25 protein-coding genes and 1 pseudogene are annotated in these 24,598 nt (G+C 51.3%); 19 read left to right on the plus strand and 7 right to left on the minus strand.

Annotated elements, in window-relative coordinates:
• Positions 1–390 precede the first annotated feature (390 nt).
• Together ACI48K_RS19255 and ACI48K_RS19260 are read left to right on the plus strand one after the other, a co-directional pair.
• Positions 391–576 (plus strand): hypothetical protein, encoded by a 186-nt coding sequence (locus ACI48K_RS19255; protein WP_475029249.1) that lies wholly within the window; start codon positions 391–393, stop codon positions 574–576.
• 205 nt (positions 577–781) lie between these two features.
• Entirely contained in the window at positions 782–1,201 is a 420-nt protein-coding gene (locus ACI48K_RS19260; protein ID WP_475029250.1) for a DUF2500 domain-containing protein, read from the plus strand.
• Between the two features lie 58 nt (positions 1,202–1,259).
• Here ACI48K_RS19260 and ACI48K_RS19265 read toward each other — a convergent pair whose 3' ends face one another.
• On the minus strand, positions 1,260–2,582 hold the full coding sequence (locus tag ACI48K_RS19265) for an FAD-dependent oxidoreductase (RefSeq protein WP_475029251.1): 1,323 nt from the start codon (positions 2,580–2,582) through the stop codon (positions 1,260–1,262).
• Between the two features lie 239 nt (positions 2,583–2,821).
• Here ACI48K_RS19265 and ACI48K_RS19270 point away from each other — a divergent pair, with 239 nt between their 5' ends.
• The 3 genes from ACI48K_RS19270 (at position 2,822) to ACI48K_RS19280 (ending at position 5,294) form a co-directional block, all read left to right on the plus strand.
• Entirely contained in the window at positions 2,822–3,244 is a 423-nt protein-coding gene (locus ACI48K_RS19270) for a cell wall hydrolase (protein ID WP_475029252.1), read from the plus strand.
• A gap of 27 nt (positions 3,245–3,271) precedes the next feature.
• Positions 3,272–3,679, plus strand: a complete 408-nt coding sequence (gerQ, locus tag ACI48K_RS19275) for a spore coat protein GerQ (RefSeq protein WP_475029253.1) — start codon at positions 3,272–3,274, stop codon at positions 3,677–3,679.
• A 295-nt stretch (positions 3,680–3,974) separates the two neighbouring features.
• Positions 3,975–5,294 carry a hemolysin family protein gene (locus tag ACI48K_RS19280; RefSeq protein WP_475029254.1) on the plus strand — a complete coding sequence of 440 codons (1,320 nt, stop codon included), beginning with the start codon at positions 3,975–3,977 and terminating at the stop codon, positions 5,292–5,294.
• A gap of 104 nt (positions 5,295–5,398) precedes the next feature.
• Here ACI48K_RS19280 and ACI48K_RS19285 read toward each other — a convergent pair whose 3' ends face one another.
• Positions 5,399–6,631, minus strand: a complete 1,233-nt coding sequence (locus tag ACI48K_RS19285) for an aminopeptidase (protein ID WP_475029255.1) — start codon at positions 6,629–6,631, stop codon at positions 5,399–5,401.
• Between the two features lie 147 nt (positions 6,632–6,778).
• On the opposite strand from ACI48K_RS19285, the gene ACI48K_RS19290 reads away from it, so the two are divergent.
• The 4 genes and pseudogenes from ACI48K_RS19290 (at position 6,779) to ACI48K_RS19305 (ending at position 10,025) form a co-directional block, all read left to right on the plus strand.
• Positions 6,779–7,048: a hypothetical protein gene (locus ACI48K_RS19290; RefSeq protein ID WP_475029256.1), complete on the plus strand. Its 270-nt coding sequence runs from the start codon at positions 6,779–6,781 to the stop codon at positions 7,046–7,048.
• A 143-nt stretch (positions 7,049–7,191) separates the two neighbouring features.
• Complete coding sequence (locus ACI48K_RS19295) at positions 7,192–8,277, plus strand: AI-2E family transporter (protein WP_475029257.1); 1,086 nt, start codon at positions 7,192–7,194, stop codon at positions 8,275–8,277.
• A 118-nt stretch (positions 8,278–8,395) separates the two neighbouring features.
• Positions 8,396–8,863, plus strand: coding sequence for a hypothetical protein (locus tag ACI48K_RS19300; RefSeq protein WP_475029258.1), 468 nt, complete (start codon positions 8,396–8,398; stop codon positions 8,861–8,863).
• 131 nt (positions 8,864–8,994) lie between these two features.
• Positions 8,995–10,025 (plus strand): annotated as a pseudogene (locus tag ACI48K_RS19305) (alcohol dehydrogenase catalytic domain-containing protein).
• A 56-nt stretch (positions 10,026–10,081) separates the two neighbouring features.
• Here the strand turns inward: ACI48K_RS19305 and trxA are convergent.
• Both trxA and ACI48K_RS19315 read right to left on the minus strand, forming a co-directional pair.
• A complete protein-coding gene (trxA, locus tag ACI48K_RS19310; RefSeq protein WP_475029259.1) occupies positions 10,082–10,432 on the minus strand; it encodes a thioredoxin in 351 nt (116 codons plus the stop codon).
• Positions 10,407–10,802 carry a MerR family transcriptional regulator gene (locus tag ACI48K_RS19315; RefSeq protein WP_475029260.1) on the minus strand — a complete coding sequence of 132 codons (396 nt, stop codon included), beginning with the start codon at positions 10,800–10,802 and terminating at the stop codon, positions 10,407–10,409. The genes trxA and ACI48K_RS19315 overlap by 26 nt, the downstream gene beginning before the upstream one ends.
• 289 nt (positions 10,803–11,091) lie before the next feature.
• Here ACI48K_RS19315 and ACI48K_RS19320 point away from each other — a divergent pair, with 289 nt between their 5' ends.
• The 9 genes from ACI48K_RS19320 to ACI48K_RS19360 all read left to right on the plus strand — a co-directional run bounded on the left by ACI48K_RS19320 (position 11,092) and on the right by ACI48K_RS19360 (position 19,352).
• A complete protein-coding gene (locus tag ACI48K_RS19320) occupies positions 11,092–11,583 on the plus strand; it encodes an isochorismatase family protein (RefSeq protein WP_475029261.1) in 492 nt (163 codons plus the stop codon).
• Positions 11,584–11,652: 69 nt separating this feature from the next.
• Entirely contained in the window at positions 11,653–12,441 is a 789-nt protein-coding gene (locus tag ACI48K_RS19325; protein WP_475029262.1) for a TIGR00266 family protein, read from the plus strand.
• Between the two features lie 105 nt (positions 12,442–12,546).
• Entirely contained in the window at positions 12,547–12,978 is a 432-nt protein-coding gene (locus ACI48K_RS19330; RefSeq protein ID WP_475029263.1) for an Rrf2 family transcriptional regulator, read from the plus strand.
• Between the two features lie 247 nt (positions 12,979–13,225).
• The gene (locus tag ACI48K_RS19335; protein WP_475029264.1) at positions 13,226–14,086 is read left to right on the plus strand and encodes a VOC family protein; all 861 of its coding nucleotides are present in this window, start codon (positions 13,226–13,228) and stop codon (positions 14,084–14,086) included.
• Between the two features lie 53 nt (positions 14,087–14,139).
• Entirely contained in the window at positions 14,140–14,778 is a 639-nt protein-coding gene (locus tag ACI48K_RS19340; RefSeq protein ID WP_475029265.1) for an NAD(P)-dependent oxidoreductase, read from the plus strand.
• A gap of 107 nt (positions 14,779–14,885) precedes the next feature.
• Entirely contained in the window at positions 14,886–15,464 is a 579-nt protein-coding gene (locus ACI48K_RS19345; RefSeq protein WP_475029266.1) for a GNAT family N-acetyltransferase, read from the plus strand.
• Between the two features lie 163 nt (positions 15,465–15,627).
• Positions 15,628–15,897, plus strand: coding sequence for an ACT domain-containing protein (locus ACI48K_RS19350; RefSeq protein WP_475029267.1), 270 nt, complete (start codon positions 15,628–15,630; stop codon positions 15,895–15,897).
• 19 nt (positions 15,898–15,916) lie between these two features.
• Complete coding sequence (locus ACI48K_RS19355) at positions 15,917–17,275, plus strand: DUF711 family protein (protein ID WP_475029268.1); 1,359 nt, start codon at positions 15,917–15,919, stop codon at positions 17,273–17,275.
• Positions 17,276–17,390: 115 nt separating this feature from the next.
• Positions 17,391–19,352, plus strand: coding sequence for a GTP-binding protein (locus tag ACI48K_RS19360; RefSeq protein WP_475029269.1), 1,962 nt, complete (start codon positions 17,391–17,393; stop codon positions 19,350–19,352).
• Between the two features lie 392 nt (positions 19,353–19,744).
• Here the strand turns inward: ACI48K_RS19360 and ACI48K_RS19365 are convergent, their stop codons facing one another.
• From ACI48K_RS19365 to ACI48K_RS19375, 3 genes are all read right to left on the minus strand, one after another.
• On the minus strand, positions 19,745–19,924 hold the full coding sequence (locus ACI48K_RS19365) for a small acid-soluble spore protein H (RefSeq protein WP_475029270.1): 180 nt from the start codon (positions 19,922–19,924) through the stop codon (positions 19,745–19,747).
• A 91-nt stretch (positions 19,925–20,015) separates the two neighbouring features.
• Complete coding sequence (locus tag ACI48K_RS19370) at positions 20,016–20,459, minus strand: DUF4395 family protein (RefSeq protein ID WP_475029271.1); 444 nt, start codon at positions 20,457–20,459, stop codon at positions 20,016–20,018.
• Between the two features lie 138 nt (positions 20,460–20,597).
• A complete protein-coding gene (locus ACI48K_RS19375) occupies positions 20,598–21,902 on the minus strand; it encodes a B12-binding domain-containing radical SAM protein (protein WP_475029272.1) in 1,305 nt (434 codons plus the stop codon).
• A gap of 325 nt (positions 21,903–22,227) precedes the next feature.
• Between ACI48K_RS19375 and ACI48K_RS19380 the strand changes: the two genes are divergently transcribed.
• Positions 22,228–24,438, plus strand: a complete 2,211-nt coding sequence (locus tag ACI48K_RS19380) for an NTTRR-F1 domain (protein WP_475029273.1) — start codon at positions 22,228–22,230, stop codon at positions 24,436–24,438.
• Positions 24,439–24,598: the final 160 nt, after the last annotated feature.

Consider the following 24,598-nt stretch of genomic DNA (forward strand, 5'->3'; position numbering starts at 1 on the left):
TCTTATTTTCCGGATTCCGGCGCGCCCTGCGATAATAGGGGCATAAAAGGGCCTTATTGATGCGCAAACGGTGCCAAAAGCGGTGATTTCCCGGCGTTTCGAGAAAATAACGCCCTTTCTGGCCTCTATTTCACGCAAAACGAGCGATACAGGCCCGATAGCGTCCTTTTGTTCCTTTATATAGGCTGGCTGAGATGCTTCAGCGTATTTTAACAGTCAGAACCCTCTATTAGACAAAGTGTCCATGAGGACACTTTTTTTGTGACGTTCATCATATTGTGAAAATTATCACGTGCGTTGCTCAAACTTTGTGATATATTTAACTTGTAAGGAACGACGGTAACAAATACAAAGGAGCGGCGCTCCAAACCAACCAAGGAGTGGATCGAAATGAAAGCGACAATTCAAGACACGGTAACCCGCAACTACCTTCAATTCTGCTATACTTGCGATGACGCTCACGAATGCACGAATGAAGAAATGTGCAAAGCTTGCTGGGCCGAAAAAGGCTTGGATGAAGTTGAAACCGACGGTGCTGAAGAAACCCGCCAATTGCTGCTTAGTTACTATGCATAATTCATACGTCATAGATAATGATTCTATATAACCTCCGGCTCCGCAACTCGGAACCGGGGTTTTTTGTATTTACAAAATTCTAGGACAAGATTGACATAATTTAACGGTCCGGTGAATAACAAGTTTTGTTTAGGCCGGCATATACATAAGCCTGAGGGAGAGAACAACAGAGGCTGGAAACTACCTCTTATAAGGAGGGGGATGCATGGAGTCTTTGACGGAGATGTTCGGCGTCATGAACACGGCTTTGCCGGTTCTATTTGTCGTTTTGTTGGGGATTGTCCTGGTTTCCGCCGCCGGCGGCCTCTTTCGCGGAATCGCCAATAACAGGAAACCGCTTCTCAGCGTTTCCTCCGTTATTGTCGGCAAACGGACCGAGGTCTCCCATCGGCACGATACGGATACTTCGGTAAATCGCTCGGACACGAAGTATTATTTAACGTTTGAGGTGGAAAGCGGGGATCGGCTGGAATTCGTCGTAACCGGCCAGGAATACGGTCAATGCGCGGAAGGGGACGAGGGAAAGCTAACCTTCCAAGGCAGCAGATATCAAGGCTTCGAGCGAATCCGGAAAACGTACGTAACGGAGCTGCAGGAATACCGCGATTACCGGGGCTCCCTATAGAGGAAAATGTTCAAAAGAATAGAGCTGTCCCTCGGACAGCTCTTTGTTGTGCATAAAATTAAGAAAATGCCTTCACTGCGGCTTTTTCCGACAGCAGGGCCTGAGCGACGGCCCGCCCGCTTGAAAAGGCGCGCTCGGCGAGTTCGCCTTTGCCCTGACAGCCGTCCCCGCAGAAATAAAAGGGGACGTCCTGCAGCCGATTTGGAAGCAGCTTGTTGCCGTAAATGTTTTTGACGCTAGCGACCATCGCTTTTTTGGAGACCCGCTTGACTTCAACGGCATCGCGCCAGTTCGGATAATAGGTATCGAATAATTTCTCCATTTGCTGCAGCTTGTTCTCTAAATATTGCTTCTTTTGCTCTTCATCTGGGAAGTCATCGTTCAAATAGGCGATTCCTTGCAGCAGTTGGCCTTCCGGAGGCGCCACCGTATGATCGGTCGCCGAAACGTCACTGATGAACAGCTTATTATCCATATCGCTGATGTAATGGAAAGGACGGGCGACCACTTTGGAAAAACCGATATCATACACCAGCACCTCGGTGGACGTATTGTCCTTATACGGTTCAAGCTGCGGCATCCATGGCGAGTTCTCCAGCAACTTGGCCACCTGCTGAACCGGCATGGCGAAGATGACCTGATCGTAAACCTGTTCCTGCCGCGTTTTGGTTTGCAGTACGAATTTTCCATCCGCCATGGCGATCGATTCCACCGGTTCTTTCACCGCAATCTCCCAATTCGGACTTAGCTGCGTCTTCGCAATCAGCTGATTGGTGATTGTCGCCCAGCTCCCCAAAATGTAGTTCACCGGTTTATGGGAAAGAAACAGATTGTGATAATATTCGGAAATCACTTCGCCGGATACTTTCCTGGCATCCTCAGGGGCGATAAAGAAGTTGGAGCAAACGAGATGCGACCAAAGCTCTTTGACGTCGGAGGATGCGTGCGAGTGATCCAGGTAATCGCCCAGCGTGCGGTGATGTTTGACTTGATGAAGGTTGCTGATCACCGCGGCAATTTCGCCGACAAATCTCATTTTCTCCATGGCGGACAACACGTCCGTTTTGACGATATTGACGAAGTCGAGCGGAGCGGGGGTTAAGCGCCCATGTTTGGCATACATGACTTTACGTTTATCCACTTGCTTGCTTTGGAACTTGAGACCAAGCTCTTGCTCCATGTGCTGCAAGGTGTGCCTATCGATGCCATATACTGCGTGTGCCCCATAATTCAGAGTAAATCCCGATTTCTCATAAGTAAAAGCTCGGCCGCCCAACTGCGGGCTTCGTTCAAATACCGTACCTTGAGTTTCCGTATTGCCCGATAAGTACGCAGCAGCCGTCAAGCCGGCCAGGCCGCCGCCTATAACCGCAATTCTCATGGTGGGAACCTCCTAAAAGGTGTTATGAAGCCAAAGATTTACCTTATTCATTTACAGTATATGCTATTCGTGAAAGCGCGTCCATAGAAATAGACACGAAATGTTCACTATTGCAAAGGCTTTCAAACCGAGGCGAAAAATTCCAGCTCCTGCCTAATTTTTTCCGCCGGAGAGACACGAGGATAGGCTATCGCACATACAATATAGCGTTCAGTCAGGGATGGAAGGAGGAACGAGATTTGGCTGTCATAAAAGTGAATTCCGAAGACGTCAAGCTGCTGGCCCGTCTGATGAGAGCGGAGGCGGAAGGAGACGGAGAAACAGGCATGCTGCTGGTCGGCAACGTTGGGGTCAACCGAATCCTGGGGAACTGCCTTGATTTCCGCGATATCCGGCTGATGAACCAGATGGTTTTCCAATCGCCCGGCGGTTTTGAAGCCACAACAAAGGGATACTTCTATCAAAGCGCGCGCGATTCGGAGATTCGCCTGGCGCGGCGCGTCATAAACGGGGAAAAGATACGTCCCGGCTCCAATGCGCTTTGGTTTTTTAAGCCGGCCGGCGACTGTCCCGCTACCTGGTACAATCAGCAGAATACCGGACGCTATAAGGCGCACTGCTTCTTTGCGCCAACACCCGAAGATTGCCCTGCTGTTTATTAAAACACCGAATAAAGGAGGAATTTATTCATGTTTAATCAGCCGTTCAGGCCCGCCGCCTATCATCCCGCAGGCGGGAGTACTTACCCGGGTCAACCGCCCCAAATGCCAAGCGGCAGCCCGATGACGCCCGGCGGAACCGTGGTGCCGACGCCGATCCCGACCTATGAACAGTCCTATATCGAAAACATTTTGCGTTTAAATTTGGGGAAAGTCGGAACGTTTTATATGACCTACGAGAACAACTCCCAATGGAACGCGAAAATTTTCAAAGGCGTTCTGGAAGCCGCCGGCCGCGACCATATTATCATCAGCGATCCTGCCACCGGCCAGCGCACCATCCTGCTGATGGTAAATCTGGACTACGCCACGTTCGACGAACCGCTTGTCTATCAATATCCCGGAACCATCGGGTCGCCGCCTGCGGCAAGATGGTAATGCCGGAGTGTCTTCCAAACAACCCCCATTATCCGTAAAGGGGGTTGTTTGCATTGGAAATGAATTGGCTTGTTAGCATGTATCGCAGTCATACGACATCGTTTGACTGTGTAGTGTATAATAATATAAATAAGTGAAGATATTCTGACATGCATGATTATGCAAGAAAAGGAGTTGAATCCATTGGGGAATTGACGCTGTTAACCATATATGAATTCAATAAACATCAATATCATTTTCAACCGCGAAGGAGGTGCACCTATTCTTCGCTGAGCAAGCGGGAATAGGAATTGTATTGAGTGACCCTTTACCGAGTCTGTTTTACGTGGGACTAATGATTCTGCTGGTTCTGCTGAACGGTTTTTTCGTATCGGCCGAGTTTGCGATCGTAAAAGTTAAAAGCGGCCGGATCGATGCTTTAGCTGAAGAAGGACGAAAGACCGCCGTCGTCGCCAAAGGCCTGATGAATCATCTGGAAGGTTATTTATCGGCATGCCAGCTGGGAATTACGCTCAGCTCGCTTGGATTGGGCTGGTTGGGAGAACCGGTGGTCGCGAGGCTTTTGTATCCGCTTTTTGAGCTGGCGGGAATGGGAGAAAAACCGGTATATTATGTTTCGCTTACGGTCTCATTTATTCTGATTGCGACATTCCATATCGTGCTAGGCGAACTCGCGCCCAAAACGATTGCCGTCCGCAAAGCCGAGACGGTGGCCATGCTTTCGGCTTGGCCGATGAGAATCTTCTCTTGGCTGATGTTTCCGTTCATATGGGTGCTTAACGCCTTGTCCGCTTCCCTGCTCCGCCTCGTCGGGATTTCGCCGGTATCCGAGCAGGATTCGCTTCATACGGAAGAGGAAATTCGGGTGATGATGAAAGAGAGCAGCGAAAGCGGCCTGATCGACAGCACGGAAATGTCGCTGGTGGACAATATTTTCGAATTTGCCGATACAACGGCCCGGGAAATTATGATTCCCCGAACAGAAATGATCTGTTTATACACCCAGCATACGCTGGAAGAAAATCTTGAAATTGCCTTAGAAGGCACTCGCACCAGGTATCCGGTGTGCAACCAGGACAAAGACCATATTATCGGCTTCATTCATATTAAAGACTTGATTCGGTCCAATAACCCGGACTATCGCAGCCTGATTCGACCGATTATGGCCGTTCCCGAATCGATTCAGATCAGCGATCTAATGAAACGCATGCAGCGGGGAAGAACGCAGATTGCCATTCTGATCGATGAGTATGGCGGGACCTCAGGCATGGTGACGCTGGAGGACATCGTTGAAGAGATCGTCGGTGAAATTCAGGACGAATTTGACGAAGAACGTCCGGGAATCGAGCAATTGGACCATAAAACCTATTCAATCGACGGTTTGATGCTGATTGAATCGATCAATGACCGGTTCGGCTTTGAACTGGATTCCGAGGATTACGACACGATCGGCGGATGGCTATATTCCCGAATCGACATTTTGCCGCCCCAGGTCGGGCAGTTCGTAGAATACGACGGCTACTCCTATGTGGTGGAAGAAACCGACAACAAGAGAATTTCACGCGTCAAATTGATCAAGCAGCAATTTATGCCTCTGGAGGAGGCTGGCGCATAACATAAGTTTTCTAGATGAAGCGATGCGGGCAAAGGAAAAGCCAAACCTCGTTAATCCCTGAAGGGGAGAGAACGCGGTTTGGCTTTTTAACGTCGGAGCTTAAATCAGAATGCCCAGTTTCCTTTTGCGAAAATAGGTTCTTCCTTGCCGTCGGCGGTAATTCCGAAAATGTCCATTTCGCCGGAGCCGACCATAAAGTCTTCGTGCGCCAAGCTGGAATTCAAACCGTGCTGCGCAAGCTCGTCGGGAGTCATCGATTTGCCGCCATCCAGGTTAAAGGCATAGGCATTGCCGATCGCAAGGTGATTGGAGGCATTTTCGTCAAAAAGCGTGTTGTAGAACAAAATGCCGGATTGCGAAATCGGCGACCCGTGGGGAACCAACGCTACTTCGCCCAAGTAATGGGAGCCTTCGTCGAGCTCGACAAGCTGTTTCAGCACATCCGCGCCAACTTCAGCCGTATAATCGACGATTCGTCCGTTTTCGAACGTAAGAGTGAAACGGTCTACGATCGTTCCGCGGTAACTGAGCGGTTTGGTGCTGGACACTTTGCCGCTAACTCCGGTCTTGTGCGGTGCGGTAAACACCTCTTCGGTCGGCAGGTTGGCAAGGAACGTGTTTCCTTGGGCGTTGATGCTTTCCGCGGCTACCCAAAGATGGCCTTCCGGAAGCTCGATCGTCAAATCGGTGCCCGGCGCTATGTAGTGAAGTTTCTTGTATTTCTTGCCGTTCAAATAATCGGATTTCTGCTTCAGGTTCTCGATATGCTGTCTCCATGCGCCAACAGGATCGGGCTGATCCAGCCGTACGGTGCGGAAGATGGCTTCCCACAAAGCTTCAACACGCTTATCTTCGGGAAGATCCGGGAAAACTTTGTCTGCCCAAACTGGCGACGGAACGGCCACGATGGACCAGCTGAACTTGTCCGACATTTGGTATTGGCGGTATTTGCTCATAGCTTTGCCGTACGTTTTTTGGTGATTCGTCAAACGATCGGTAGACACGCCTTTCAAAAGGTCCGGGTCAGATGAAATGACATGAAGGACGGCCGCTCCGTTTTCCACCAATTCCAACATCTCGCCTGCGTACCATTTCGGTTCGTCCAGAAACGAATCGTCCGAAGCCAGGTCGTAACGCAGCCGCGTAACCGTGTCGTCGCTCCAATTCACTTTTACGAAGCGTGCGCCAGCTTCATAGGCTTGTTTTACTATCAAGCGCACCAGTTCGGCCGAATCGATCGTCGCGTTCACAATCAGGTTTTGACCTTTTTGCACGTTGACTCCGATTTTGACCGCCAATTCCGCATATTTCTGCAGCTTGCTTTGAAAATCGCTCATTTTTTCTCCTCCGTCATTGGAAATGGTTATTTCTATATCATACAATATTCTTGTTGGTTTTTGTAATCCGCACCGTTTGATATTGATTTAAAACATGGTACGATATTGCAATAAAGGCAGAATTGAACCTGAAAAGGAGATTTTCGAATGAAGATGATCATTAAAGAAGCCCAGATGCGCAAGGAGGCCGACGGAACCTATCTCGGCAAAACCGTATTCGAGGTGGAATTTCACAAAGTAGGTTACGAAATTACGTTTTTCAGCAAAAAGGGCCAGGAATGGGATTACAGCCTGAATTACGCCGGCGAATCCGGAGATGAAGAAGAGCTTCTAACCGTGGATGCCCGTATTGAAGAGGATGACGAGTGGTTCGATATACTGCTGGATGCCGCGCTGGACACGCTGCCTGAGGCGTGAAGGACAGTAGAGGGGAAAACTGGACTATTTATGTTGAACCAGTGAAAAAGTAACTGGGCGCTGCCGTTATACGTATTCAATCTTTGGTTCAACTTATATAGATACATATCTTATTTACAGCAAGAGGAAAGGAGGAGGCGTTTTTGCTGCAGAAACCGTTTTACCAGATCTCGCTGGGGATCATCTTGCTGCTTACCATCATTTTTTTGCTGCACAAGGTAAACTTCATTTTTAATCCCATTGTGACTTTGGTTCAGATTTTAATCGTACCGCTCACGATTTCCGGATTTTTGTATTATTTACTGCGGCCGATCGTTCACTTTCTGGAAGGCCGCAAATTGAACCGGATGCTGGCCATTCTGCTGATTTACTGCATGTTTGCCGGAGTGATCACAATTTTCTTCATGGTCGTATGGCCGCCGCTGCAAAAGCAGGTTACGGAGTTCATGGCCAACGTCCCAAAACTGATTGCCGGAATTCAAACGCAAATGAACGACATTCGGAACAACCGCTATTTCTCCATGTTTGCGGATCAGAGTAATACTCAGCTTATGGACAAAGTGACCGAATACGTGAATTCGCTGGTTGAAACCGTGACCGGTTATTTATCGCAGGTGTTCACGTTCCTGAACGGATTTTTCATTGTGGTCGGTACGGTGCCTATTTTCCTGTATTACATGCTCAAGGAGGATCAGCGGGTTACGCCGGCGCTTGTTCGGATGATGCCGGAACGGTACCGGAAGGACGGGGAACGGGTAATCCACGATATCGACAATATGCTGAAAGGCTTTATTGCCGGACGGATGATCAGTTCCATGCTGCTTGCCGTCATGAGCTTCATCGGCTTTTGGCTGATCGGACTGCCTTATCCGCTGCTGCTTGCGATTGTGGGGGCTTTGTTTAATTTCATTCCTTATTTCGGTTCGCTGCTTGGCGCGATTCCGTGCGTCATCGTGGCCTTTACCGTTTCCCCGTCCATGGTGATTTGGGTCATCGTCATCGTGGTCATTGCCCAACAAATCGAAGGCAATTTGATCTCACCGTATATATACGGAAAAACGATCAATATCCATCCGCTGACAACCATCGTTTTGCTCCTGATTGCCGGCGATTTCATGGGGATTTTAGGAATGATCCTGGCTATTCCGCTTTACATGATGCTTAAAATCATAGTCATAAAGGCCTATAAAATCTTTGTGGTTAGTAAAGCGGAGGAAATAACGGAATAATTACCCAAAGCGTCCTAAATGCCTTGTAATCGTGATCAAAATCATATCGATAGCCCCTCTGCTTGCGCGATGATAAATCTAATAAATAGATTAATTTTCGCACGGGGGATGATAAATCATGGCAGTAAATGCCAAATGCGGGAAGTTTTTTTACGCATGGAGTAAGATACTTCCTGACGGATCTTTTTACCTGCCCGATCAAGCCCTGCAGGAATACAATATCAGACCGGACTCGAACATTATCCTAATGACAGGGCGAAATACAACGAGAGGATTCAGCGTCGTATGCAAGGAGCTGATCGCCAATTCACCGCTCGCCACCGTATTCGCCAGCATCCCACAGCTTCAACAATTTAAGATACCCGAAGGGCAGACGATTACCTTTAAGGAACGGACCTTTTGCTGGACATACTTGAATAGCAATCAGTACTTTGCGCTCCCGTTATCGACATGGCAAGCTTTCGGCCTGACTCCGGGCGACAAGCTGCTCAGCTTGCGGGCAACTCACCTGGCTTTCAACAACCTGTCGGAAGGACCGTTTATCGAACAGGCGAAGCAGGTTCGCGGCATATTGGTCTATGACTAAACGAGAACGATAAAAATACCGTCTTGCGTGAGCTTATCATCCCGCGCAGCCGGTATTTTTTTATGCCTGAATTTCATAATTCATCTTCTACATACGCACAATGAAGGTAAATGCGCAAGGATGTGAAAGGTATGAAGGCCATTACTTACCAAGGAAAAAAGAAAGTTCGCTTCAAGGAGATGCCCGACGCCAAACTGCAAAAAGACGATGACGTGCTCGTGCGAATTACCACAACCGCGATTTGCGGCTCTGATCTGCATATCTATAACGGAGAGATTCTGGGCATGTACGACGATTATATTATAGGACACGAGCCCATGGGGATTGTTGAAGAGACGGGGCGGGATGTCACCGAAGTGAAAAAAGGGGACCGGGTGATCATCCCGTTTAACGTGGCTTGCGGTGAATGCTTTTATTGCCGGAATCAGCTTGAAAGCCAATGTGATCATGCCAACGAAACTCGCGAAACGGGCGGATATTTCGGTTATTCCGCGCGCAACGGGGATTATGCCGGGGGACAGGCTGAGCTGCTCAGGGTGCCCTTCGGCAATTTTGTACCATTCGTCATCCCAAAGGAAGCGGAGATCGAAGACGAGAAGCTTGTATTCCTGTCCGACATTGTTCCTACCGCGTACTGGAGTGTAGAAAACGGAGGAGTAAAACCAGGGGATACCGTCATCATTCTTGGCTGCGGACCGGTAGGACTGCTGGCGCAAAAATTTGCCTGGCAAAAAGGCGCGAAACGCGTCATTGCCGTCGATCATCTGGAATATCGGCTGGAGCATGCCAAGCGCACCAACTCCGTTGAAACTTTTAATTTTGAGAAAATTTCCAATCTGGAGCAGCATCTTAAGGAGATTACGAAAGGCGGAGCGGACGTGGTCATTGACGTAAATGCGGTACTATTCAAGTGACCGGCGTGTATGGGCTAACCTACAATTTGTTTCCGTTTGGCCATCTGTTCGAACACAACATTTCGCTTAAAATGGGCCAGGCTCCGGTCATTCATCTGATCCCAGGGTTGTTCGGGCAAATCCGGTCGGGACGTTTTGACCCGACGGATATTATCACGCACCGATTGCCGCTAAGCGAAGGCGAGCACGGATACAAAGTGTTCAATGACAAAGAAGAGGACTGCATCAAAGTGGTACTGAAACCTTAAAAAAACGGCACTTCCCTCCTTGAAAGTTTATGGGAAAGTGCCGTTTTGCGTTAGTCTTAGGCTTGGGCGCCGCCAGCCGTATCGCTGAGCCGGAACTCGTCAATCAAGCGGGTATACGCATCTTTGGGGCGCAAGCCGATCAGTTTCTCGAGCGGTTTGCCGTTTTTCATGAAAATAACGGTCGGCAGCGACATAATCCCATATGTGGAGGCCAGCTCCGGCAACTCATCGGTATTGACCTTCAAAAGGTTTACTTCACCGCCAAGCTCCTCATGCAGATCCTCGAGAAGGGGTCCAAGCACTTTGCAAGGCGGACACCAAGGGGCGTCAAAATCAACAAGGGTCAGCCCTGAAGAGGCTAGTTCCCGGGTAAACTCGTTTTCACTGGTTATTCTTTTCATCGTCATATTGTAAAACCTCCCATTCCGGATTTTCTTGAATCATAAACGCGATCCGCTCCTCCAAATTGGCCTTGATGGCGGACAAAGTGGCGATTTGTTCGTTCACTTCCCGAAGCTTGCCGCGATAAACGGGCATAACTTCCCGGCAAAACGCTTCTTTGCTGGTCATCACGCACTGCAGGAAGCCGGCGATTTGCTGCGTCGTTAAACCCAGGCTTAAATAGAACTGAATCGTCTTCACCTGCTCGGCGGACAAGCTGTGATAATCGCGGTACCCGTTTTCGAGCCGATTGGACGAGATCAGCCCCAGCTGTTCATAATAACGAATCGAGCGGATGCTGACGCCGGTTGCCTTCGATAATTCGCCGATTTTCATGATACTCCGTCCTCACCTTCTTTCCTTAGGGGAACTTCCGAGAGTAAAGCTATTATAAACCCTGACATTAATGTGAGGGTCAACAATTTTCTAAGCGGCAAATTATTTAAGTTGAACAAAAGAAAGACAATGGGCAATTAATTCAAGAAATCCAGGAACAACAGCGATCGGAAGAATGTTTCATACGGCTGCCCCACAAGCGCTTCTTAACTCATCTTAAATAGAACACCGGGACAGTGTATAATGGAACAGATGAGGCAAAATATTCCTTGGGAGAGTGGAGCGATTTATGAAACCCGCATTATTGATTATCGATTTGCAAAATGGCTTGTTTACATTAAACCCCCGGTCGCGGGCGGAAATTCCGGCAGTAAGCGAATACATCAACTATACGGCCGACCTGTTTCGTAGGGCTGATCGTCCTGTCGTGATTATTCAGGATTTGGAGGCGGGGGAACCCGGATCGGAAGGCTTTCAAGTCGTTCCCGAAATCAAAATTGCCCAAACCGACCTTCACGTCACCAAGGAATGGAGCAACTCTTTTTGGAAGACGGATCTGGAACAGCTGCTGCTTGACCGGGATACCGATTTTGTAATCGCCTGCGGGTTTGCCGCCGAATACTGCGTGACTTTTACCTTTAACGGAGCGAGGGAAAGAGGATTTGGCGCCGCGATTCTACAAGGGGGAATCATCGGGGAGCATCCGGATTCGGTAGCCAACGTATACCAGGTAAGAAACTTGATCTCATTTCCCGTGATCAGCTCGATTCTTAAAGGGTAAATGCAGCCGGACGGTTTAAAAACGAACTATTTCATATCATAAATTTATAAAATTGCGGAGGTTAAGCGGATGAATGCACACGAAATCGATTATGTGATCATGGGGAACGAAATGCAATGCGTGGAAATTCACTTGGATCAGGGAGAGAGCGTTGTCGCGGAAGCGGGCAGTTTCATGATGATGGATCCGGACATCCGAATGGAAACGATCTTCGGCGACGGGAGCAATCAGGGCGGTGGCGGTTTGATGGGCAAGCTGATGGGCGCGGGCAAACGACTGCTGACCGGAGAAGGTTTGTTTATGACCGTGTTCACCAATGCGGGTTATAACCGCCAGGGCGTCACCTTTGCTTCCCCTTATCCCGGCAAAATCGTGCCCCTGGACCTGCAGCTGCTTGGCGGCAAAATCATCTGCCAAAAAGACTCGTTTCTTTGCGCCGCCAAAGGCGTTTCCGTCGGCATCGAATTTCAGCGCAAGCTGGGAACGGGCTTTTTTGGCGGAGAGGGCTTTATTATGCAAAAAATCGAAGGCGACGGTCTGGCTTTCGTGCATGCCGGCGGGATGATCATCGAGAAGAATCTGGCTCCCGGTGAAGTGCTGCGGCTTGACACCGGCTGTCTCGTTGCCATGACGGCTTCGGTCGATTACGATATCGAATTCGTGAAAGGCGTTAAATCCGCTTTGTTCGGCGGAGAAGGGCTTTTCTTTGCGACGCTGCGCGGTCCGGGGAAAGTATGGATCCAATCGCTGCCGTTCAGCCGGATGGCAGATCGGGTGATCTCCGCTTCGCGCTACACGGGACGCAAAGAGGAAGGAAGCCTGCTCGGCGGGCTGGGTAATTTGCTGGACGGCCGTTAATGGGGATGGATGCGGATCGTGGGTATGTAACAAGGGTTATTGACAATCCGACTTGTTTGTAACTAATATTGTTACAAGAAGAGATGAAGGGGGATGGACTTGAGCATGACGATCAGTTCGCGATTTGCCGTTGCGATTCATATTTTGTCCCTCCTTGAGATCAACAAGGACGGAGTCAGTACCTCGGAGTATATCTCTTCCAGCGTAAATACGAATCCGGTGGTCATCCGCCGCATCATGGGCATGCTGAATAAAGCGGGGCTCGTCGAAGCCCGTCCGGGCGTGGCCGGCGCCAAGCTTGCCCGAGATTTGGACGCGATCACGCTGCTTGATATATACCGGGCCGTCCATGTGGTGGAGGAGGATGGCTTGTTCGCCGTACACGACAAACCCAATCCGGATTGCCCGGTCGGCCGCAACATTCAGGAGGCCATCGAGCCGATTTTCACGTTCGCCCAAAGGGCGATGGAGAAAACGCTGGAGGCCGTTACGCTTCAAGATATCGTCGAAGACGTGTTATCCAAGGAAACGGTGTAAACGGGTTATCCGCATTGACGATTCATTAAAATGCCCTGATTTTCAGGGCATTTTTTTGTTGCCCAAAGTAACTTGGCAAAAATGGGAGATGTTCGGCATCTTTTAAATTGACGATTGACAATCGAATTACATGTAACTATACTGATTACAGGTTAACTTGTAATTAACTTGATTACAACCAGATTGCGCTTCAAAATAGAGAGCATTCAGGCAATAGCAGGAAAGAATAGTAAAGGAGGAGAACCTTATGACGACAACCATTCATGCGGACGCGCAAATCGGCACTGTGCGGTTGAAGGTACGCAGCTTGGAGAAATCCGTGCCATTTTACCGGGAGGTCATCGGCTTAAAGCCGATGAAGCAAAACGGAAACGTGGCGGAACTCTCGGCCGATGGGGAACGGGCCTTGCTCATTCTCGAAGAAGATGAGCGTTTTCGCGTCCTGCCGGAACGGACGGTGTCCGGTTTATATCATTTTGCCATTCTTGTTCCGGACCGGCCCTCGCTTGGTTTAGCGCTGCGCAACCTGGCCAAGCACGGCATTGCCGTCGGGCAAGGGGATCATCTCGTCAGCGAAGCGTTGTATCTGAACGATCCGGACAATAACGGTATTGAAATATATGCCGACCGCCCGAGGGAAACATGGAAGAAAAACGCCCATGGCGAATATGTTATGGGCACCGATCCTATTGATGTAGAAGGGCTGCTGGACGTGTCCGCGCAAGCGGAGTGGAAGGGGCTTCCGGCAGGAACCCGGATCGGGCACGTGCATCTTCACGTTGGCGACCTGCAGAAAGCGAAGCAATTTTACACCGACATTTTAGGCTTTGAGGTTACCGCTCATTATGGCGGGGCTGCTTTGTTCATTTCCGCGGGAGGCTACCACCATCATATCGGACTAAACTTATGGGCGGGAGCAGGTGCGCCGCCAGCGCCGGAAGATGCGGTGGGACTGCGGTATTTCAGCATTACGTTGCCGGATGACCCTGCCTTGGCATCTGTGGAACAGCGGCTTTCTCAAGCGGGCTTGCCGTACGTCAGGGAAGATCACGAGCTCAGTTTTGCCGACCCATTCCAAATCGGCATTAAGCTGGCAGTGGAATCGTAATCTCGATCGGGTACTCATCAATTAAAAAAACGAATAAACTGGAGGTTATCAACATGGCAAAAATTGCGGTAATTGGGGCGGCAGGCAAGGCGGGGAGCCGGATTATCAAAGAGGGAACGGACCGGGGGCATGAAGTGACGGCGATCGTTCGCGATGCTTCCAAATTGGAGTTTAAAGATATTCCGGTTATCGAAAAGGATATTTTCGCCTTGACCGCGGAGGATGTAAAGCCGTTTGACGTGGTTGTCAACGCGTTTAACGCCGCGCCGGGACAGGATCATTTGCACATCGACGCAGGCAAAAGCTTGATTGAAGTTTTTAAAGGCGCGCCAAGCACGAGATTAATCGTCGTAGGCGGAGCCGGCAGTCTTTACGTCGACGAAGCCAAAACACTGCGGGTGCTCGATACTCCGGATTTTCCGGCCGAGTATTTGCCGGCGGCTTCCGCGGCGGCCGAAAACCTCAAAAACCTGCAAGCATCCGAAGGGGTTAAATGGACCTTCCTCAGCCCGTCCGCGGTGTTTGCTCTCGGCAAACGCACCGGTTCTTATCAAGCGGGCCTGGATCAGCTGCTGGTGAACTCCAAAGGGGAAAGCTATGTCAGCTATGAGGATTACGCCATCGCGGTCATCGATGAAATCGAAAATCCGCAGCACTTGAACCGCCGCTTTACCGTCGTTTCCGAATCCTGAGCAAGCGCCGGGTCCGTCCAACGCGTGCGTACCTAATGACTATCTTTTGGCGCCGGTCCTCCCCTATAATAAAGGTAATTTGATCCTATAGGAAAGGACCGGTCGGCATGAAATGGTTTCCTCAGCTCGAAACGGAAAGATTTATTTTGCGGAACCTGACCCCGGAAGATGCAAAAGATTTGTTTCACTATTTTTCCAAGGACGAGGTAACAAAATATTACGATCTGGAGAGCTTCGTTGAGCTGAAGCAGGCCGAAGAGTTAATCCAGACCTGGAATACGCGTTACCTGGAGAAAAGGGGATTCCGCTGGGCAATTACGGTGAAGTCGGAGGACGACCGGGTGATCGGGACCTGCGGGTTTCATAACTGGTCCAAAGGAAATTACAAAGCCGAAATCGGCTACGAATTGACTCCCGAATACTGGGGGCAAGGCGTGATGAGCGAAGTGCTGCAGGAAGTGCTGCGGTATGGTTTTGAGGATCTAGGGCTCAACCGGATTGAAGCTTTCATCGATCCCGACAACATTCGTTCCCGGTATTTGCTCGAAAAGACGGGGTTTCACGAAGAGGGATATTTGAAAGAATGTTTTTTTGAAAAAAACCAGTTCGTGGATGCCGTCCTGTTTGCTTTATTGAAAAAGCAGTACGAGGATAGCTTGGGCTTATCAACGCACCGGTTCATTTGAAGAGATTATGAAGATTTGTCCTGCGGAAATCCGCCAAAGGGCAAATCTTTTTTTGTGATCAAAAACTCTCATTGAAGATTTTCGTTACTTTTGCCATAATAATCAGAACGGATTCGTCCGAAGAACGACGGGCAGAGAAAGCAAATAAAAGGGGGAACCATCTTTGAAAGGAATCATTTCCGTACTGGGAAAAGACAAGGTCGGCATCATTGCTAAAGTGTGTACGTATTTAGCCGAGAACAACGTTAATATCCTGGATATTTCGCAAACGATCGTGCAGGACTATTTCAACATGATGATGATCGTCGACATTTCCGCGCCATCGAAATCGTTCGAAGTCCTCGTTGAAAATTTGCAGGAGCTTGGCGCGTCCATTGGCGTGGAAATCAAGCTGCAGCATGAGGATATTTTTAACATTATGCACCGGATCTAAGGGGAGGGAGATAAACATCATGATTTCACGCGTAGAGGTACAAGAAACGAATTCCATGATCCGGGAAATGAATCTGGACGTGCGGACGATTACGATGGGGATCAGCTTGATGGATTGCGCCCATTCGGATTTGAAGGTGTTCAATCAGAACATTTACGATAAAATCACCCGTTCGGCCGAAAAGCTGGTCAAAACGGGCGAGGACCTGGAGAAGCAGTTTGGCGTGCCGATCGTCAATAAACGAATTTCGGTAACGCCGATCGCGATTGCGGCCGGCGGGCTCAAAACCGATTCTTACGTGCCGGTAGCGGAAGCGCTGGATAAAGCAGCCAAAGAGGTCGGCGTGAACTTTATCGGCGGCTTCTCCGCGCTTGTACAAAAAGGCTGCACCACCGGCGACCGGATTCTGATCGACAGCATTCCCGAAGCGCTGGCCGTTACGGAGCGCGTGTGCTCCTCCGTCAACGTCGGTTCCTCCCGCAGCGGCATCAACATGGACGCCGTCAAGCTGATGGGCGACATCATCCGCAAAACGGCCGAGCGTACCGAGGGCCGGAGCTCCATTGGCTGCGCCAAGCTGGTCGTATTCTGCAACGCCGTGGAGGACAACCCGTTTATGGCCGGCGCGTTCCATGGCGTAGGCGAACGGGAATGCGTCATCAATGTTGGCGTCAGCGGCCCCGGTGTGGTGAAACGGGCGCTGGAAGAAGTGAAAGGCAAGGACTTCGAAACCTTGTGCGAAACGATTAAGCGGACGGCGTTTAAAGTCACCCGCGTCGGCCAGCTGGTCGCTCAGGAAGCCTCCAAGCGGCTGGGGGTTCCTTTCGGCATTATCGATTTGTCGCTGGCGCCAACGCCGGAAATCGGCGACTCCATCGCCGAAATTTTTCAGGTGATGGGTCTGGAGGAGGCGGGAGCGCCAGGCACGACGGCAGCGCTGGCTATCCTGAACGACAACGTGAAAAAAGGCGGCGTAATGGCTTCCTCCTATGTCGGCGGTTTGAGCGGTGCGTTCATTCCGGTTAGCGAAGACCACGGCATGATCCAAGCCGTACAACGGGGAGCATTGACGCTCGAAAAGCTGGAAGCCATGACCTGCGTTTGCTCGGTAGGCCTGGATATGATCGCCATTCCCGGCCATACGAGCAAGGAAACGATCTCCGGCATTATCGCCGACGAAGCCGCGATCGGCATGGTCAACAACAAAACGACGGCCGTACGCATCATCCCGGTCATCGGTAAAGACGTCGGCGAGATGGTCGAATTCGGCGGGCTGCTTGGATATGCGCCGGTGATGCCGGTGAACTCCTTTAACTGTGCGCCGTTCATCGACCGCGGTGGCCGGATTCCGGCGCCGATTCACAGCTTTAAGAACTGATTTTTTAAGAATTCGTACATCCGGAAGCGGGACGTTTTGAAAAAAATGCCCGCCTTCCGGATTTTTGTGCTTTAATCGAAGGTAAAGTTTTGGATAACAGAGGTGCATTTTTGCGATGTATAAAACGATCGGGCTGCTCGCCCATGTCGACGCGGGAAAGACGACCTTCGCGGAGGCCTTGCTCTATCACACCCAAACGATCCGCAGCAGGGGCAGGGTCGATCATAAAGACGCTTTTCTGGATAGCCACGAAATTGAAAAAGCCCGTGGGATCACCGTTTTCGCCGATCAGGCGGAAATGTCCTTCGGGGATTCGGCCTATTGTCTGCTCGATACGCCGGGCCATGTCGATTTCTCGGCCGAAATGGAACGCTCGCTGCAGGTGCTGGATTATGCGGTGGTGATCATCAGCGCGGTGGAAGGCGTCGAGGGCCACACGGAAACCGTCTGGCAGCTGCTGCGTTCGCACGGGATTCCCACGTTTTTCTTTATCAATAAAACCGACCGCACGGGCGCCGATCCGGATCGTGTCCTTGAAGAAATCCGCCGCCAGTTAAGCGGCGACGTGCTTGATTTGTCCCAATGCGGCGACGAGGTAGTCATTGATGATGACCTCAAAGCTTGGCTCGGAGAGCGGGACGATGCGCTGTTTGAGGCATATCTGGAAGGCGGCCTTGGACCGGACGAATGGAAGAAAGCTCTGATCGGGCTGATTCAGGCGGGCCGCGTATTCCCGTGCATGCAAGGCTCGGCGCTGCTCGATATCGGAATCGATTCGTTTCTCTGTAAACTGGACGCTTTGACTGTCACCGAATACGACGATTCGCTTCCTTTTGCCGGGAGAGTATATAAAATCCGCCACGATGAACAGGGGACCCGGATTACGTTTATCAAGGCGCTGCAGGGGAAGCTCAAGGTAAGAAACGAACTGGAGTACGGGCCAGCGGCAGAGCGAAAATCGGAAAAGGTCACCGGCATTCGCAAGTATAACGGACAACGGTTTACTCAAGCCGAAACGGTCCATGCCGGCGAGTTGTTCGCGGTGACCGGAATCACCTCGGTCGCTGCCGGGGAGGGGGTAGGGGAACAGCAGGATTTCAGTCGCAGCGAGCTTGTTCCGGCGCTGAAATCCAAGGTGCTGTTTCAGCCTCCCGTGCATCTGAAAGAGGTGCTTGCCGTATTCGCGCTGCTGGACGCGGAGGATCCCACGCTTGGCGTGAACTGGGACGAGCAGCTGCAGGAGCTGCATATCCAGGTGATGGGAAAAATTCAGCTGGAAATATTGGAGCAGGTGCTGCGCGAACGCTTCAAACTTCCGGTGACCTTTGGTCCGCCGGAGATTTTGTACAAGGAGACGATCGCAGGTCCGGTGGTCGGCTGCGGCCATTTTGAACCGTTGGGTCATTACGCCGAGGCGCATCTGAAGCTGGAGCCGGCGGAAAGGGACCGCGGAATAACATTCATAAACGCCTGCCATCCCGACGATCTGGCGGTGGGTTATCAGAATCTGATCGGCCAGCATTTGCTGGAGCGGGAGCATCACGGACTATTGACCGGTTCGCCGCTCTGCGATATGCGGATCACGCTGCTGACCGGCCGCTCGCACAACAAGCACACGACCGGAGGGGATTTCCGGGAGGCGGCGTTTCGGGCGCTGCGGCAAGGTCTGGAGCAAGCCGAAAACGTGCTGCTCGAGCCGGTTTACCGGTTCAAGATCAAAGTCGAGCTTGAATTTTTGGGTAAAGTGATGACCGATATTCAGCAGGCGCACGGCAGCTTCGAGCCGCCGGAAACGACGGAAACGCTAGCGACGATCATTGGCGTGGCTCCGGTAGCCACCTTTATGGATTACGCCTCGGAGCTTGCCTCCATGACGCACGGCAAAGGAGCGATTTCGCTCAAGTTTGGCGGGTATGCCGAATGCCATCAAAGGGAAGGGATTATCCGGCGCAAAAATTACGACAAAAACGCCGATCCGGCCTATACTTCGCTGTCCATTTTTTGCTCGAAAGGACAAGCTTTCTCCGTTCCCTGGGACGAGGCTCCCGGATATATGCATGCCGCCGTCAGCCGGTAAAAGGGAAAAGCACAAAATGTTTTGGCAATATCGTCGAAAGTGAATAGTTAGCTTTGGCCCGCCTTATCCGTCTAATCTGCAAGGGTTATTCAACAGCAGGCTTCGGCAGGAGGCTTGACTAACAGGAGATCGGGCAGGTCGGCCGGAAATATTGTATTTCATGCAACAATTTCGGCATCACTTCGCGATACGGCCGGAAATGTTGTATCAAATACAATAATTTGAGCTCAAACAATCCAGTTTTCCACCAAACAGCTGTATTATGTTGTACTTATTACAACATAATGGGCTGCATTGGCCTGATAGAGTCAAAAATATTGCACTTTATGCAGCAATTTGCTGCTTTAAGTAAAAAAACAGGAAGAGATGTTCGCTCATCTCCTCCTGTTTTTTTATTGTTCGTTAAGCCGGGTCAAAGCGACATCCTGCTCATGCTCCGGTTGACCGAGCGGGTAAACTCTGGCCATTTCCTTATGTTCATCTACATGCTGAATGTAGACGGGAACTCCATCATACGTGACATCGATCATCGAAGGCGATGAAACGATTTCTTTGGCGCGTTTGCTGTCCATCCCAATTACCTCCCAATGTGGATGCTTGGCTTTGCTTTTTATACAAAGTTAAGATTTCCGCTATTGGGAGCGGATATGCAGCCGCTTCTCCTTATTTGCCGGATTTGGCGCCCCAAAACGCCGGTCTTCGACCCGCCTTGATTTGCTTGACCCAGAAATACAGCGTGCAGCCGACGCAGTAGCCGAGCAGCGCCGCACCTGCAGCGGCTAAGAGAAACCCCGCAAACACATAACCCGCAATGGTCCAACCTAGCAGGAAGCCGATCACCGACAAGCCTAAGAACGAAACCGCCAGCACATTATTGAATTTCTGCAGCTCCGCAGCCTGAAATCCGAACCGCTTCACATCGAAGCGGAACAGCGCTTTGGACACCAGTACAAACAAATTCCAGCGGCCGTTCGTAAGCAGGCCAATCAACTGCAGCGCAAGGAGAGCGGCCGCGATCCACGGTTCCCGGAACAGGAACAAGAGGAGGACCGAAATGACGATGCCGGTTTGATTACTTTTGACGTAAAACATCGGTATTTCTTTCATTTGATGTTCGTCTCCTTTCTAAAAAAAGACTTACCCATCGCATTTGCAGAGTAAGTCTTCAGCCATTTCATGATTATAGATTAATCCGATAAGAATGGTATGTAATCATCTTACTCGTCAGCAAACCTCCTGTCAATTTCAAATTTTATGTTTTTGGTATTTCAAAAAGGCTCTTCTGTAACCGAGGTTCATGAGCAGCGCGTAGGGGAAATTGGCCCTGGATTTGGCCAGCCTGCGAAGAATGCTTTTCCAAGAATAAAACTGCTTCCGGAAATGATCGTAGCCCTTCAGCAGATCTTCTCCCGACATCTGCTTGGGGATAAAAGCCACCCGCGTTTTGCCGTTGTAGGCAGACCAGTCTACGGGAAGCAGCCTGTCTTCAAGCTGGTACTGATCGTGCAGCGGAGTGCCCGGATACGGCGTCAATATGCTGACGGTCACGCCGTCGATCCCTATCTTTTCGCAGGCCTCAAGCGTATGGTCAAAGGTTGCCCGTGTGTCGGAGTCGAAGCCGAACACGACGCCGGCCTGAACGCTGATTCCGTGGCGGTGGAGCTTATCCACAATATCCTGGTACTGATCGATGCGGTTGAACCGCTTATTGGCATCGCGCAGACCTTGCTCCGAGAAAGATTCCAGCCCCAAAAACAGATAGAGGCATCCGGCTTGCCGGGCCAAGGCGAGCAGTTCCTCATCCGCGCAGCTGAAGGCGGTCACTTGCGCAGCCCATTTCTTTTTCAAGGGGATCATGGCTTTGAGCAAAGCTTTCGTATGGGCCGGATCGGCAAAAAAGTTATCGTCCCAAAATACGAAATACCGGCTTCGAACCTGGCGGATATCTTCGATCACCTCGGGGACGGGGCGGGTGCGGAAGCGTTCCGCGTATATTTTTTTCAGGCAGCAATAGCTGCATTGATGCGGGCATCCTCGCGAAGCGATCACGGCTCCGCTTGTGAACCGGTGGCCGCGGATCAAATCTCTGCGCGGAAGGGGGAGGTTCTTGAGCTCGGGAGCGATTCCGCATTTGTACACGTTCTGCGGCGTTCCGTTCAGAAAATCCTGCAGAAAACGCGGCCAGGTTTCCTCCGCCTCTCCCGCAACCACCGTATCGCCGAAGGCGGCCGCTTCTTCGGGGTGCAGGGTGACATGCGGCCCGCCCAAGACGACCCAGGATCCCAGTTCCCGGAAACGTTCGGCCATGCGATACACATGGGGAGCATTTGGCGTATTGACGGTGATCGCTACCAAATCATATCGCTTGAAAACAACATTCTGTCTGTATTCGTCGATCAGCGTAATATCGAACGGTTCAGGAACAAATCCGGCCAAATAGGGCATGGTCAGTTGGGTGAAATTGTTGTGCTGTCCAGTTCTGAACGCATTAATCTCGCGATTCTCAGGCGTAATCATAAGCAGAGTGCGGCGTTGACTCTCTGTAGCCATGGCAATATTCCTTCCTCCGGCTTTATGTTTAAGGCTATGTATGGATCATTTCGAGATATCTTTGTTCTTTTTCACAGTGTATTTCATTCCGCTTCGTGAAATCAACCACATGTATCGCCTTAAAATGGGAGAATTGCACAATGCGTATCTCAGCCTCTAGTTATATCCAATAGTTTTAAAGACTTCGGGCCGCCGCAGCCGAATTTGTAGGTTTGACCGCCGTCATCCGACGTTCCTATTTATTTTTAATAGTCATATAATATCAAGTCTTCTTCAAATAAGGAGAATTCAATTCATTAACGTAGAAAGGAGGTTGTAAAAGCAAATGGCTATTCAAAACATGATAGTCAACGGAGGATTTGAAACCGGAACGCTTACTCCTTGGGTTGCATCCAATGCAACCGTTACGAACCAGTTCTCGCATTCGGGCAATTTTTCGGTCAGCTTGCAAGGGAACGGGCTAACTTCCTTTATTTCGCAGTTTGCGCCAGCCGCTCCGGGCCAATCGTACGAGTTCTTCGTTTCTCTGGCCAAAGACGGCGATCTGCCGGCGGCAGCCGTAACGATTCAGGTTACTTTTTTCAACAGCGCATTCGTTAATTTGGGAACCGGTCTGTTTACGAATGTGCCCATAGATCGGATACCCAACGCTGCCGAAGGAACCTGGCTGGAAATCTACCAAACAACGGGAACTGCCCCGCCCGGAACCTCGCAAGCTTTCATATTGATCAACAATCTTCCGCAAGCATCTACGGCGGATATCTTGATTGACGATGTCGCCATGCTCATAGACACCGGCGGAGCGGTGGGACCGACAGGAGCCACAGGGGTTACGGGGGCAACCGGAGTAACGGGGAACACCGGGGGAACGGGCGCTACCGGCCCCACCGGGGCAACGGGACCTACCGGGCCGGCAGGTCCGACGGGTGGAGTAACGGGTATCACCGGGGCGACCGGGACCACTGGGGCGACAGGAGTTACTGGTCCAACAGGAACAACAGGTACGACCGGTGCAACGGGCAACACGGGAGTCACTGGTCCGACAGGAGCTACTGGAGCAACGGGTCAAACAGGACCCACCGGCCCGACAGGGGAAACGGGCGCTACAGGGCCAACTGGCGTGACCGGCGACACGGGAGCAGCGGGGCCAACAGGTGTAACGGGAGAGAGCGGAGCGACGGGTACTACCGGGGTGACTGGTGCAACGGGAGACACTGGAGCCACAGGCACGACTGGGCCAACGGGTGACGCTGGCTCGATAGGACCCACCGGGCCCACAGGTGCAACTGGAGATACCGGAGCCACAGGCATTACCGGCGACACGGGAGCAACGGGGCCAACAGGTGTAACGGGAGAGAGCGGAGCCACAGGCACGACCGGGGCTACAGGTAACACGGGAGCAACGGGAATCACTGGATTGACTGGACCTACAGGCATCACCGGGTCCACTGGGGCTACCGGCGACAATGGCTCAACAGGTGCGACCGGAACTACCGGAGCTACCGGCTCAACAGGTGCCACTGGAGATACTGGAGCTACGGGCGCTACCGGGCCAGGTGGAGGACCCGGAGGCGACACAGGACCAACCGGACCAACGGGTCCGACGGGACCCACAGGCCCAACGGGGGAAACAGGCGCTACCGGGCCGACAGGCGAGACGGGGCCTTCGGGCGGAGCCACAGGCGACACCGGACCCACTGGTCCAACGGGCTCAACGGGCGCCACCGGCACTGGAGCGACCGGTCCAACGGGTGCTACGGGTTCAACAGGACCCACAGGAGCAACGGGAGTTACCGGGGCAACCGGCCTGACAGGTCCTACCGGAACTTTTGAGCCCAATCCGTTTGATGTCTTCGTTCTTGCCGGAGCGACCGGCGGAGACGGAACTCAGGAAGCTCCATTCGGCACCATTCAGCAAGGGATTGCGGCGGTGCAGCCGACCGGTACCGTTCATGTGCTTGGAGGAACCTACCCCGTGACGACAACCATCGCGGTCAACAAAACGGGCATCACGTTAAAAGGCTATCCGAATACGGTCATACAGTTGCAAGCCGCCGTTATCGCCTTTTTGATCACGACCAGCGGCATTACCATGGAAGGCTTCAGAATAACCAGCAGTGCGCCTTTTGCCGTAGAGTTTATTCAGCTTGCGGGCAGCAACCACAAACTCCTGGACAATGTCATTTTCGGGCCGCCGCAAGCCGGACCTTCGGATACCTGGGTCGTTAATCGCGGCTTTCTCACGCAGGGAAATGTGATGAACCTGATCGTCCAGGACAACATTTTCTTTTCACTCAGACAGTCGGCGTATTTAAATCCGAATTCGACGGGCCATATCGTGAACAATACAGTTTATAACACTCGCGGATATGTAGTGGACCGTGCGATCTTTGTCTTCTCGGGCAATTCCTGGGGAATTCCGGAAAACGCAACGGACATCGCGCTGCTTGTCGGCACGGTGACGGGAGCGCCCTACGATCCGACGACGACGTTGTCGGAGAACAACAGTCTCGCTTCAATCGAAGACAACAGATAACCTTCTCTTCAGCTTAAAAGAGTCTGCGGCATCTCATTCGCCGTAGGCTCTTTTGCATAGAAAGGGCCATTCCATTCGCAGCCTTGCCCTTTACGCGGGAATGCCCGTACTTTTTCGATGCTTTTGAATACTATGATTTATCGAATCTATTAAAAGAGAA

The organism is Paenibacillus terrisolis (assembly GCF_056171975.1).